Annotated in this window: 11 protein-coding genes; 8 read left to right on the top strand and 3 right to left on the bottom strand. The window is 64.0% G+C overall.

Annotation, left to right across the window (positions count from 1 at the left end):
* Positions 1 to 44: 44 nt before the first annotated feature.
* Positions 45 to 1,520: a wax ester/triacylglycerol synthase family O-acyltransferase gene (locus OXH74_RS25165; RefSeq protein ID WP_375739367.1), complete on the bottom strand. Its 1,476-nt coding sequence runs from the start codon at positions 1,518 to 1,520 to the stop codon at positions 45 to 47.
* Between the two features lie 275 nt (positions 1,521 to 1,795).
* Here OXH74_RS25165 and OXH74_RS25160 point away from each other — a divergent pair, with 275 nt between their 5' ends.
* Positions 1,796 to 2,944 (top strand): alpha/beta hydrolase family protein, encoded by a 1,149-nt coding sequence (locus OXH74_RS25160; protein WP_375739366.1) that lies wholly within the window; start codon positions 1,796 to 1,798, stop codon positions 2,942 to 2,944.
* A 668-nt stretch (positions 2,945 to 3,612) separates the two neighbouring features.
* Here the strand turns inward: OXH74_RS25160 and OXH74_RS25155 are convergent.
* Positions 3,613 to 4,983: a DUF1329 domain-containing protein gene (locus OXH74_RS25155; RefSeq protein ID WP_375739365.1), complete on the bottom strand. Its 1,371-nt coding sequence runs from the start codon at positions 4,981 to 4,983 to the stop codon at positions 3,613 to 3,615.
* 25 nt (positions 4,984 to 5,008) lie between these two features.
* On the bottom strand, positions 5,009 to 6,919 hold the full coding sequence (locus OXH74_RS25150) for a DUF1302 domain-containing protein (protein ID WP_375741683.1): 1,911 nt from the start codon (positions 6,917 to 6,919) through the stop codon (positions 5,009 to 5,011).
* 302 nt (positions 6,920 to 7,221) lie between these two features.
* Between OXH74_RS25150 and OXH74_RS25145 the strand changes: the two genes are divergently transcribed.
* From OXH74_RS25145 to OXH74_RS25115, 7 genes are read left to right on the top strand one after another with little or no spacing between them, the layout of a single operon-like run.
* Positions 7,222 to 8,409 (top strand): lipid-transfer protein, encoded by a 1,188-nt coding sequence (locus OXH74_RS25145; protein ID WP_375739364.1) that lies wholly within the window; start codon positions 7,222 to 7,224, stop codon positions 8,407 to 8,409.
* Between the two features lie 56 nt (positions 8,410 to 8,465).
* Entirely contained in the window at positions 8,466 to 8,906 is a 441-nt protein-coding gene (locus OXH74_RS25140) for a MaoC family dehydratase N-terminal domain-containing protein (protein WP_375739363.1), read from the top strand.
* Positions 8,907 to 8,916: 10 nt separating this feature from the next.
* Positions 8,917 to 9,336: a MaoC family dehydratase gene (locus OXH74_RS25135; RefSeq protein ID WP_375739362.1), complete on the top strand. Its 420-nt coding sequence runs from the start codon at positions 8,917 to 8,919 to the stop codon at positions 9,334 to 9,336.
* A gap of 25 nt (positions 9,337 to 9,361) precedes the next feature.
* Positions 9,362 to 10,189 (top strand): SDR family NAD(P)-dependent oxidoreductase, encoded by an 828-nt coding sequence (locus OXH74_RS25130; protein ID WP_375739361.1) that lies wholly within the window; start codon positions 9,362 to 9,364, stop codon positions 10,187 to 10,189.
* Between the two features lie 49 nt (positions 10,190 to 10,238).
* Positions 10,239 to 10,811 carry a DUF2889 domain-containing protein gene (locus OXH74_RS25125; protein ID WP_375739360.1) on the top strand — a complete coding sequence of 191 codons (573 nt, stop codon included), beginning with the start codon at positions 10,239 to 10,241 and terminating at the stop codon, positions 10,809 to 10,811.
* Between the two features lie 47 nt (positions 10,812 to 10,858).
* Positions 10,859 to 12,265 (top strand): DUF1254 domain-containing protein, encoded by a 1,407-nt coding sequence (locus OXH74_RS25120; RefSeq protein WP_375739359.1) that lies wholly within the window; start codon positions 10,859 to 10,861, stop codon positions 12,263 to 12,265.
* A gap of 53 nt (positions 12,266 to 12,318) precedes the next feature.
* Positions 12,319 to 12,471, top strand: coding sequence for a hypothetical protein (locus OXH74_RS25115; protein ID WP_375739358.1), 153 nt, complete (start codon positions 12,319 to 12,321; stop codon positions 12,469 to 12,471).
* Positions 12,472 to 12,835 lie beyond the last annotated feature (364 nt).

Genomic DNA, 12,835 nt, shown 5'->3' with positions numbered 1-12,835 from the left:
AACCCATCAGGAATGGTGGATGGGTATCGCAGGCTCAACCCATCCTACGATCGCCGAGCCGCCCGCTTCTTAGCCGCCGGCTTTTCGTTGATTGCCGCCAGCCCGCGCATTTCCTCGTATGAGTCCTTCAGGCACTGCGCGAGGAAGTCCGGGTCGGGCACCACGTTGGGCGAACTGGTCAGGGAGACGAACATCTTTCCGCAGTAGCTGGTGGGGTTCCAGATCAGCGAAAGGCCATCCACCAGCGGGCCAACGCCGCACCAATAGACGAGCTTGGCGCCGAGCATGTAGAGCGGCACGTTGGGGCCGGGAACGTTGGTCACCATGCAGTTGTGCAGGATCACCGGCCCCTTGCCGCCGACGCCCATCAGGGTGGCCAGGCGGCCAGCAAGGCCGAGGGTGGCCGGCGGCGCGAATTTCTGCAGGTTGGTCAAGTCTTCGGCACCGATCCCGTGCTGGATCTCCTTGGACTCCGAGGTGGCCGCGTAAACCGCTCCCAGGCGCTGGAGCGGGTCATCGATATCGGTGCACAAGGGGAAGGTGACCATCGAGATCGTATTGCCGCTGGCGGAGGCTTCCCCGCCCTGACGGGTATTGACCGGCGCCAGGGTCACCAGCGACTTGTCCGGCAGTTCGTCGTTCGCCTCCAGGTAGCGGCGCATCGCTCCGCCGATGATGGCCAGGACCGCATCGTTGACCGTCGCCCCCGGCACCAGGGCCTTGATCTGCTTCACCGTTGCGAGGTCAAGGGTGACCGAGTTCCAGACCCGGGCGGCGGTGACATTGGTGTTGAAGCGCGTGCGGGGTGCGCCACTCCTGGAGGTCAGCACCGAACGGGCCATCGAACGCAGCCCAGCCACCGCCAGCTTGGGCAGCACCCGGGCCAGCGGCAGGGCCATCCGCGCTGAGGCGGAAATGTTGTCGGTGAGCATGCGGCTGACTGTGTCCAGCGGTCCCCAGAGTTGACGGTGGGGGCTAGTCTCCGGCTTGTCGGGAACTACCGCGACGGGTTTGCCCTGGGCGCCGGCGATGTCGTGCAGGGCCCAGGTCAGCTCCGCCGCGGCGGTGCCATCCATGGCGGCATGGTGCGACTTGGTGAGGATGGCGAAGCTGCCCTTGGGAATACCCTCGATGTTGTCCAGCCCTTCGATGACATACATCTCCCAGGGCGCGCGGGCCAGGTCCACCGAACGGGCGTGGATGCGCGACACGAGGATGCAGAACTGCCGCCAGTCGCCAGGCTTGGGCAGGGCGAAGTGGCGGACGTGGAAGTCGATGTCGAAAAGGTCGTCTTCCACCCAGTACGGATACCCCAGCCCGTAAGGGACCTGGACGATCTTGCGGCGGAACACCGGCGAAACATCGAGGCGATCGGAAATATGCCGGACGATCTCGCGGAACCCGAGGCGCTTTCCTTCCACGGTGGACTGGTCATAGATGTAGATCATGGTGCAGTGCGAGGCCGCATGGGGCCTGTCGACTTTCAGGAACAGCGCATCTTGCCCGCTGAGTTTGCTCATCGTTGGGGTACCCGCAAGGTGGTGGCTGAGGTTGATCCAGCGGCTGGATCAATCGACCTGGCGAGCGAGGCGTCAGGCCTCTCCTCACCCGGGTACGCCATATTCATCGTTCGCAGGTGCAACCCGTCCCCCCTTATTCGGGGGGATGAGCGCGCCGGGCCTGCCTCTAACCTGTCGCCACCGTAGAACGCCCCGGTGTCGGTCGGTGGGGCGATAGGCTGGACTTTTCCGGGGGAATCCGCGTGTTGAACGAAGAGAGGTGTGCAGGCGAGAGGGTGGCGGACCGTTCGCGCAGCCCCTGGTGGGAACGGCTGCCGGAGGATTTCTGGCTGCATGCGGACGGGACCGCCCTGGATTCCATGCACCCGCTGAAGGTCCATGGCACTGCGGCGGTCGAGCGGGCCATGCGCACTTCGCTGTCGACCACGGTCGCCGCCGCAATGCTGGCATCGCTGAAAGGCGGCAGCCGCATGCAGGAAGAGTTCGACGCCTTGCGCTTCTACGAACCGCTGGCGCGGGCGGGGGACCCTTCGCGGGTGTTCCTGCCCCCATCCGGAGGAATCGTCGTCGAAGCGCGGGAGCTGTCTGGGGAGGGAATCCGGCGACTCCAGCTGAGCTTCGCCAGTCCTTTCCAACCGTTGAATCCCTACGCTCGGCCGCGCTTCGAGGCCATGCAGTGCAATGCCCGCGCCCATGCCCAGCACTGGTGCCACGGTGACCGGCCCCGGCCGACACTGATCGTCATCCATGGCTTCGCGGCGGACTCGCATTGGCTGAATTCTCATGCACTGTCGCTGGCCGATTTCTACCAGCGCGGCTACGACATCCTGCTGTTCACCTACCCGCACCATGGTCGGCGCGCCGAGCGGGGCTCTTGGTTCAGCGGCCAGGGGCTGTTCGGCAGCGGCCTCGTTTCCTTCAACGAGGCGCCCTTGCATGCGATCCACGACCTGCGCGTGTTCATCGACTACCTGCAGAAGCGCGGCGTTGAGCGGATCGGTGTGGCGGGCATTTCCCTGGGTGGCTACACCGCGGCGCTGCTGGCGGCCGTCGACGATCGCCTGGCGTACTGCATTCCGATCGTGCCGGCGGTCAGCCCGATCGACACGTTCCTCGAATGGCAACCCACCGGCCTGCTGTTGTCACGGTTAATGCGCTGCCAGGGGGTGGGGGTCGCCGAGATGCGTGGCCTGCTCGCGGTGCACAATCCGCTGACCTACGCCTCGCCCATGGACGGTCAGTGCATGCTGATAATCGGCGGCGCTGGTGACCGGGTGACCATGCCGCGCCACCTGCGCCTGTTGCAGCGGCACTGGCCGGGCAGCGCGCTGCACTGGTTCCCCGGCAACCACATCCTACATCTGGGCCGCAGCGAGTACTTGGAGCGCATGGGCGAGTTGATGGATCGGTATTCCGGGTTGTAGTGCGGTCATAGCTGTGCACACCTCCTGTTCGCGAGTGAGGCTATGTTTGCGTTAAGTGTTGCTAGAAAGTCCTGAGCCAAGCTGATTGCCGAGTTCTGCGGATGTTTCTGGTTTCGCCTTCCCGGGCGAGTCCCTTTTGCAAACACAAACGCCCAAAAGGAACCAGAACGCTTGCCCCTGCATCCGGCCCCGGCTGCGCAGGGGTACCCTCCATCGTCGCTCCGGGGGCACGGCGAGAGGGGCCATCCATGGCTCCACATGCCTCTCGCGGCATCCATGCTGCTGAAATGATTCACTCGGCCTCCTGAAGGGGCGAAGTCGCCGCCCCACCCGATTTACAACATTTCAGGCTGGTTTGGGCTTCAGGATTGCTGAGCTGATGCCGGCGCGAGTCACCCCTCTACCTCTGGGGTGAAGAGGCACGCTTTCGGAAGTACTGCTTCTGGTGCCGAAGAACGACTGAGCGCGAAGCGATCAGGCTGGGGCGCAGGGCGGGGGCAGTGTCAGGCTGGCGCACAAACATGAAAGGCCCGTGCTGGTTTGTTGGGTTTCGCTGCGCTCTACACCAACCTACGGAAGCGTGCTCGTCGATATCCCCCGGAGGCTGCGCGGCAGAATGAACAACGCCCCGCAGGTGCGGGGCGTTGTTCTTGCTTCAACTCACGAGGTCAGCGAATACCTGCGTTGCGCAGGGCGGCGGGGGTGAATTCGGACATCTTGGTGCGGTGGCCATACTGCGGTGCGAGCTTCGATTCGTTGCTCATGGCGGCGACTATGTAGCGGCCAGCGATCAGGTCGTAGAAGCCCTGGGCCGCGGGGGCGTTCAGGCCTTTCTCGTAGTGGGTGTAGGTGTAGTTCTCGCCCACCCGCCAGAGCTGACCGCGACCGTCGTAGTGGTCCACTTCGGCGAGCACCCAGCTGTCTTCGTCGAAGTACATGTCGCGCTTGGCGTAGATATGCCGTTCACCCTGTTTCAGAGTGGCCTGCACGTGCCACACGCGGTGCAGCTCGTAGCGAGTCAGGTCCTGGTTGATATGGCTGGGTTTGACGATATCGGCGTACTTCAGGCTCGGGGACTGCAGCTTGTAGTTGTTGTAGGGGATGTAGATCTCCTTCTTGCCGATCAGCTTCCAGTCATAGCGGTCCGGCGAGCCGTTCATCATGTCGGCGTTGTCGGAGGTACGCATGCCATCGGCGGCCAGACCGGGAGCGTCGTAGGCGAGCTGGGGCGCGCGGCGTACGCGGCGCTGGCCGGCGTTGTAGGTCCAGGCCTTGCGCGGGTCCTTCACCTGGTCGATGGTCTCGTGGGCCATGGACACGGTGCCGGCCAGACGTGCCGGCGCGTTGACGGCGAAGATGTAGTAGTAGAGGACGTTCTTCGCTTCTTCCGCGTTCACGCCGTCCATGAACTGCGGGAAGCTGTTCTGGTCTTCGGTCTCGACGATGGTGTAGGCGCCATCGACTTGGGGTACGGCCTGCACCGCCCAACGGTGGATGTTGTCGCCGCGATAGCGGGTCACGTGGTTCCAGTAGACCTCGACGCCATTCTTCGGCATCGGGAAGGCGTAGTAGCGCGAGTCGGAGAAGTTGCCCAGGCCATTGCCGTCGCTGACCAGTTGCACGCCAGTGGCGCTCTTCTTCGCTGCGTCATAGATGTTCGACGGCGCCCAGGCGGTGCGGTGGCTCGGGTACACCGGAATCTTGTAGGTGTCGGCGTAGCGCTTGAACATCGCCAGCTGGCCGGGGGTCAGCTTGTCCTTGTATTGCTCGGCGTTGGCCGCGGTGATGGTGAACAGCGGCTTCTCGTCCTTGAACGGATCGCCGAGGAAGCCCTTGGCGTCCACCGGAGCGGCGCCGGGTTTGAGGCCGCCGTCCCAGCTTGGGATGCTGCCGTCGGCGTTGCCTTCCTTCTGCGCACCCAATGGGGTCAGGGTCGTGCCCAGCTGGGCCGCTTCCTGCTCGGAAACAGCGGCCATGACGCTGGTGGCCAGCAGCGACAGCGCCAGGGCGCCGGTTTTGATGATCATGCTTGCTTTCATGGAATTACCCTCTGCCGGTTTCGGCTTAGAAGTTCACGCCGAAGCTGAGCGAGACGAAGTCGCGGTCAGTACTGGTGTTGAAGTTGCCACCGAAGAAATCGGTGTAACTGAGGCTCGCGGTGTAGGTGTTCAGGTAGTCGGCATCCAGTCCGACGCTGACGGCCTTGGCGCCCTCTTCGAAGTTCGGTCCCCAGCCGTCGACGTCATGGGACCAGGCCAGGTTGGGGGAGAGGTTGATGCCGGCGATCACGTTCGGGTAATCGAGCTTGGCGCGAACGCGATAACCCCAGGAATCCGTGGTGTAGAAACCATGGCTGTTGCATTCCTTCTGGGGGTTGGTGGAGGTGGCGCAGACAGTGGTGTTCTGGGTGCCGGGGAACTGGCCCGCGCCATAGACCGGGCTACGGCCGAAGCGGATGTCGGTGCCGTCGGCGTCGCCCAGGCCGTTGATGCGGTTGTAGCCGACTTCGCCCACCAGGGTCAGGCGGCTGGCGCCCATGACCTGGTCGAAGAACTGGGTGGCCGTTACCTGCGCCTGCATGACCGGCATGCGCTTGTAGCCTGGCAGGTCACCGCCGAGGGCCTGGGCTGTCTCGCCGCTGGTGAAGACCGGTGAGGTCTGGGTGCGGAAGTCGGTGTCCGTGGACTGGATCGCGGCCAGGTTGAGGTCGGCGGTGTTGATCTGCAGGGGCATGTTCGGCCGGTAGCTGAGCTCGCCACCCACGGAGGTCGCGCCCAGGGTGGTCTGGAAGCTCACGCCATACAGGCGGATGTCCTCCGGATAATCCACGAAGTAGCGCGCGGCACGGACCCGGTCGAACTGGTTCTGCACGGCGGCGACCTGGCGTGCGGCCGGCGGCAGGGCGCCGAGCTGTGCTGCGGTAATCGGCGCCACGGTGGTTTGCTTGAAGCTCAGGTAAGGGTTACGGCTGTGGTAGTTCATGGCATAGAAGCCGAACTCGGTGTCGTTCAGCTCGGGCACGAACCAGCGCAGGGCCACGCCGTACTGGCCACTGTCGCGCGGGTCGTTGTCTTCCAGGCGCGGCATGTAGACGTCGTCCACCACGGCGTTGGTGAGGATCTGCCTGGCAGTCGCGGTGTTGCTGGCAACGCCCGGGGCGAGGTCAGGGCCGGCGAATACCAGGCGGTCGGTGCAGCCCTGGGGTAGGGGGTCGGAGCCGAAGAAGGTGCCGCAGTTGTCGACTACCGAGTTGTCCCACTCCAGCTGGTAGAAGGCCTCGGCAGTGAGGTTCTCGGTCAGGCCCTGGGAGATGTAGAACATGTTTACCGGGATCAGGCCTTCCTTTACCTCGGCACCCGGACGGCGCAGGGCGGCGACGTCGATGGGGTTGATGCTGTTGATCGAGTTGCCGATGAAGGTGCTCTCGCCCCAACTCACCACCTGCTTGCCCAGGCGCACGTTGCCGGCCAGGTCGCCCAGGTTGTAGTTGTGGTAGACGAAGGCATCGAGGAACTCGGCGCCGGAGGCCTTGGCCAGGTCGTCACGGCCGCTGTCGTCGATGTCGTAGAACAGCCGGTGCTCGTCTTTAAGCTCGAAGTCGTACCAGTACTTGCCACGCACGAACACGCCACTGTCGCCGTACTTCAGCTCCAGGTCATGCACACCCTTGAAAATCTTCGAGAAGGTCTCGCCTTTCTTGAAGTTCTTGCGGTTGTCGTCGGCGGTCCGGGTGGCTGACTTGCCACGCAGCCCCTGGGTGTTGGCGGAGTTGATGAACATCGGGTCCGGTCCGCGCACCGCCCAGCTGGCGCCGACGGAAATGGACGAGTCGAACTGCCCTTCGATTTCTCCCAGTTGGAAGCTGACCGCCCCTGCGTTGGCGCAGGTGCCGAGGGCCACCGCGGCCGCCAGGAGCCGGGGAGGGAAGGCCGCCAGGCCGCGGGGGGAACCACTGGCCGGCGCCCGCTGATTCAATGAGGTTGCATGTCTTGCGTGTGTCACGTGTTGGTTCCTCTATGGAGTCTTTCTTGTTTTTTTCAGGACCGCAAGCACACGCTATCCCCGGTGTCCCCCACCCATCCCCCTCCAGTAGGGGGGGATTTTCCCCTCCCGTCGCACCCCTCGCCATCCCCCCTTGGCCGCGCATGTTCACGCCCCCTCCACGAGGGGGGGCGTGGCTGTTCGTCGCTGGGCAACCATCGGTCCAAGGGGTGCTGCATTCGCCATCGGGCGCAGAAGCGCATCCCAGACCTTGTCACCTGACCTTGGAGAAAGTGATGTCGCAGAAAGTCTATGTCGCCGGTGTCGGCATGATTCCGTTTGCCAAGCCTGGCCAGAGCGGTACCTATATCGAGATGGGTGCGCAAGCCATCCGCCTGGCGCTGCAGGATGCCGGCCTGGACTACGGCAAGGTCCAGCAGGCCTATGCCGGGTACGTCTATGGCGACTCCACCAGCGGCCAGTCGGCCCTCTATGAGGTCGGGCTGAGCGGCATTCCGGTGATCAACGTCAACAACAACTGCGGCAGCGGTTCCACCGCGCTGTACCTGGCGCGCCAGGCGGTGGAGAGCGGCGCAGTGGATTGCGCCCTGGCCTTCGGCTTCGAGCAGATGCAGCCGGGAGCGCTGAAGTCCCACTGGCTGGATCGCCCGATCACCTACGGCAAGGGTCACGAAGTGGCCGATGCGATCTTCCCCCAGGGCCGTGAAATGCCTGACGCCCTCAAGTTCTTCGGTGGCGCGGGCCTTGAGCACATGCAGAAGTACGGCACGAAGATGGAAACCTTCGCCGCCATTCGCGCCAAGGCCAGCCGCCATGCCGCCAACAACCCGCTGTCGGTGTTCAAGAAGGTGGTAACCACCGAGGAAGTGATGGCCGACCAGGTGATCTTCCCCGGCGTGATGACCCGCCTGATGGCCTGCCCGCCAACCTGCGGCGGTGCTGCGGCAATCGTGGTGTCCGAGCGCTTCGCCAAGCAGCACGGCCTGCGCACCGACGTGACCATCCTGGCCCAGGCCCTGGTGACCGATCAGCCGGAAGCCTTCGACCCGCCTTCGCTGATCAGCATCGTCGGTGTCGGTATGACCCGCCAGGCCGCCACGGAGGTCTACGAGAAGGCCGGGGTCGGCCCGGAAGACATCCGCGTCTGCGAGCTGCACGACTGCTTCGCCCACAACGAACTGCTGACTTACGAAGGCCTGGGCTTCTGCCAGGAAGGCGGCGCCGAGAAGTTCGTGATGGACGGCGACAACACCTATGGCGGCCAAGTGGTGATCAACCCGTCCGGCGGCCTGCTCTCCAAGGGCCATCCGCTGGGCGCCACGGGCCTTGCCCAATGCTATGAGCTGACCCATCAGCTGCGCGGCACGGCCGGCGCCCGCCAGGTCGAAGGCTTGCAGCACGCCCTGCAGCACAACCTGGGCCTGGGTGGCGCCGGCATCGTGACCCTCTTCGGTCGCGGCTGAAGCCAGTGCGCGCCCCTGGTGGGCGCGCGTTTCAACTCACTCGAGGACTCCATGACATGGCAGACAAGAGTCTGATCGGCCGTTCCCTGGGGGTGACCACCACCGAAGTCGAGAAGGGTCGCCTGCGCTTCTTCGCCAAGGCCATCGGCGAAACCGATCTGGTCTACACCGACGAAGCCGCCGCTAGGTCCGCCGGACACCGCTCATTGCCGGTACCGCCGAGCTTTCTGATGTGCCTGGAAGCCGAAGGGCGTGACTCCAACCACATAGTCGAAGGCATATTCGGCTTTGACCTCGGCCGGATCCTGCATGCCGAGCAGGGCTTCACCTATCACGGCATGGCCTATGCCGGCGATGTGCTGACCTTCGATACGCGGGTGGTGGACGTTTACGAGAAGAAGGGTGGGGCGCTGACCTTCGTGGTCCAGGAGACCCGGGTCACCAACCAGGACGGCCGGCACATCGCCGATATCCGTTCCTCCCTCGTGCAGCGCTGAGGATCGTGCAATGAGCCTTCCCCTATTCGACGAGCTGCAGATCGGCACCGAACTGCCGCCGCTGACGCTGCCCGCGATCAACCGCACCACGCTGGCGCTGTATGCCGGCGCATCCGGTGACCACAACCAGGTGCATATCGACCTCGACTTTGCTCGTAAGGCACGTCAGCCCGATGTGTTCGCCCACGGCATGCTCTCGGTGGCCTACCTCGGCCGCCTGCTCACCGCCTGGGTGCCGCAAACGCAGATCCGCAGCCTCTCGGTGCGCTTCACCGGCATCACCCAGCTGGGCCACATCCCAACCTGCAGCGGCAAGGTCATCGAGAAATTCGAGGCCGATGGCGAGCGGCGCGTGCGTCTGGCGATCCGCTGCGGCAACCAGTACGGCGAAGAAAAACTGATCGGCGAAGCCGTCGTGGCTCTCACCTGAACCCCAAAAGAACAAGGAACAACCCATGAAAAAACTCGAAGGCAAAGTCGCCCTGGTCACCGGTTCCGGCCGTGGAATCGGCCGCAGCGTCGCCCTGAAACTGGCTGCCGATGGCGCCCGCGTGGTGGTCAATGACCTGGACGCCGGCCCGGCCGAAGAAGTGGTCGCGGAAATCCGTGCCGCCGGCGGCGAAGCCGTCGCCTGCGTCGGCAGCGTCACCGCCGTGGATTTCGCCGACCGCTTCGTGAAGAGCGCGGTGGACAGCTACGGCGGCATCGACATCATCGTCAACAATGCCGGCTACACCTGGGACAACGTGATCCAGAAGATGAGCGACGAGCAGTGGTACGCCATCATCGACTGCCACATCACCGCTCCTTTCCGCATCCTGCGCGCCGCCCAGCCGATCATCAGCGCCATGGCCAAGAAAGAGGCCGCCGAGGGACGCGTGGTCAACCGCAAGGTGGTGAACGTGTCCTCGGTATCCGCGAGCGGCAACCCGGGCCAGGTCAACTACTCCACCGCCAAGGCCGGCGTGCTGGGCATGACCAAATGCCTGGCCAAGGAGTGGGGGCGCATGAAGGTCAACGTCAACGCCGTGGCCTTCGGCCATATCGAGACCCGCCAGACCCAGCCGGTGGAGGGCGATCCGAACTACATCAATATCGAAGGCCGCGAGATCAAGGTCGGCATCAGTCCGGCCATCGTCGAGCAGTCGAAGACCATGATCCCGCTGAGCCGTCCGGGCACACCCGAGGAAGCGGCAGGCGCCATCTACCTGTTCTGCATTCCGGAATCCGACTACGTTTCCGGCCAGGTTCTGGTTTGCGGCGGCGGCCTCGGCAACGTCTGAGGTGACTGACGGGGCGCATAGGCGCCCCTTCTTTCAAGAGGGCTGTTGCATGGAAGAGAAAACAGTCAGCCGTCGTCTGCTGCATACCCGCCAGGTGACCTGCACCGGCTATGAACGTGACGACGGGCTGTTCGAGGTCGAGGGACGGCTGCTGGATACCAAGGGGGTCGACACCGAGTTCCCCTATGGGGTCATTCCCGCCAATGGCGTGCTGCACCAGATGCGTATCCGCATGACGCTCGATCGCAAGCTGGTGATCCAGCGGATCGAAGCCGTTTCCGAACAGGCACCCACTCCGGTATGCAGCCATATCAACCAGGCCTACGCCGCATTGGTGGGCATCAGCATCGGCCCGGGGTTCAAGAAGCGAGTGGCCGAGCGGGTTGGCGGCATGAAGGGGTGCACTCACCTCACCGAACTCCTCGGTCCCATGGCCACTACCGCCATCCAGACCCTGGCGCCCGTGGTGCAGAAGCGTCTGCGCGAGCGCGCTGACCGCGACCCCGACTTCGAGATGCCCACCCACTGGGCCATCGGTACCTGTCATGCATATCGGCCGGAAGGCGATGCCGCACTCCGCGTCCTTGAATGGCGGCCTACCGATCGCCGGCCAAAAAAATGAAAAGGCGGGGCGCCTGCGCCTTGCCGTTTCGCTACAAGGAGTTCCTCGTGAACAAGAACAATCTCAGGCGCACCCTCGTGGTCGCACTCCTTGCATTCCTCACCCATGCCTCTGTATCCAGCGCAACCGCTCTGACGCCCGCCGAGGCTCGTGCCATCGCCAAGGAAGCCTACATCTACGGTTTCCCTCTGGTGGACAACTACCGCGTGCAATACACCTACTTCCAGGACCGGCAGCATCCGGAGTTCAAGGCGCCCTGGAACACCCTGCACAACACCGCGCGCATCTACACGCCGGACGACAAGGCCTATCCGACGCCCAATGCCGATACGCCGTACTCCCAACTTGGCGCGGACCTGCGCCGCGAACCGTTGGTGCTGACGATGCCAGCGGTGGAGAAGGGGCGTTATTACTCGGCGCAGTTCGTCGACGCGTACACCCATAACTTCGGTTACGTCGGCAGCCGTACCACCGGTAACGGCGGCGGCACCTTCCTGCTCGCCGGGCCGGACTGGCAGGGCACTGTCCCGCCCGGTATCGACCGTGTGTTCCGTTCCGAGACCAAGTTTGCCTTCGTGTTTTACCGCACCCAGCTGAAGGGCCCGGACGACCTGGAAAACGTGAAAAGGGTGCAGGCCGGTTACAAAGTACAGCCGCTGTCCGCGTTCCTCGGCCAGCCGGCGCCGGCCGCGGTACCTGCCGTCGACTTCCGCGTGCCGCTCAGCGCCGAAGCAGAGCGCAGCAGCCTGGAGATCTTCAACCAGTTGAACTTCGTTCTCGGTTACTGCCCGACCCATCCTTCCGAACGGGGCCTGATGGAGCGCTTCGCACGGCTGGGCATCGGCCCTGGCCTGATCTTCGATGCTCAGGCATTGTCGGCGGATATCCGCGAGGCCATCGCGGCCGGCATCGCCGACGCCTGGCGGGACTTCGAGGCCCTTGGCCAGCGGGTCGCGCGAGGCGAAGTCTCCACGACGCGTTTCCTCGGTAGCCGCGAATTCCTCGGCAACAACTACTTGTACCGGATGCGCGCGGCGGTCACCGGCCTCTATGGTAACGACAAGGAAGAGACCATCTATCCGCCGTTCTACCTCGACGCCGAAGGGCAGAAACTGGATGCCTCGCGCCATCGCTACACCTTGCGTTTCGCCCCCGGCCAACTGCCCCCGGTCAACGCGTTCTGGTCGCTGACCCTGTACGACGCCTCGCGACTGCTGGTCGCCAACCCGCTGCAGCGCTACCTGATCAATTCGCCGATGCTGCCGCAACTGAAGCGCGATGCCGATGGCGGCCTGACCCTGTACATCCAGCACCAGTCGCCGGGCAGGGCTCATGAAGCCAACTGGCTACCCGCGCCGGACGGCCCGTTCTATATCGCTGGCCGCCTGTACTGGCCGAAGCCCGAAGCCCTCAATGGCCGTTGGAAGGCACCGAAAATCCAGCGCATCGACTGATCGACGTCCGAGACATCACAGCAACACAGCAGAACGGTCCCAGGCGCTTCGAGATGTCGTCCTGGGATCAGGCGGTCCTGAAGAAAATGCTGAATGCGTTGCTGACACAGGCGCGTAACGACGGAGCAATCCCCGTTCGACTGTTGGTCAAGGACGTCCTGGTCGACGTCTTCCGGTCCATCCGCGTGTACAACTCCGCCGGCTAGTTCGAGCGCAACTTGCAGGACGCCTGTACGCTCAACGACATGATTGCGAAACGGGGCAGCGATGGCTGCATTGCTGTGCAATCCTGCAGCTGCGATGGCGAAACAGCCAACAGCCTGCCCATCACGTCCGGCTGGAAGTACATGGCGCGCCTGCAGACATTGCGGCTGAGCTGCGCGAAGCCCAGCGCGCAGTCTGGCCATGAATCGTTGGGTTTCGCTTCGCTCTACGCCAACCTACGGCACCTGCATCTGACTGTATAGGCAAAAAAATGGTCCTTCGCGGAATGAGGGGGAGATGCGAGTTGACAGCCGGATAGGCGGTAGGAGCCAGCTTGCTGGCGAACATTCGCCATTCGCCAGCAAG

The sequence above is a fragment of the Metapseudomonas boanensis genome (genome assembly GCF_042232855.1).
In the GTDB taxonomy this organism is placed as follows: domain Bacteria; phylum Pseudomonadota; class Gammaproteobacteria; order Pseudomonadales; family Pseudomonadaceae; genus Metapseudomonas; species Metapseudomonas boanensis.
Note: the sequence above shows the minus strand (reverse complement) of the source record. Positions and strands in the feature narration are given on the sequence as shown.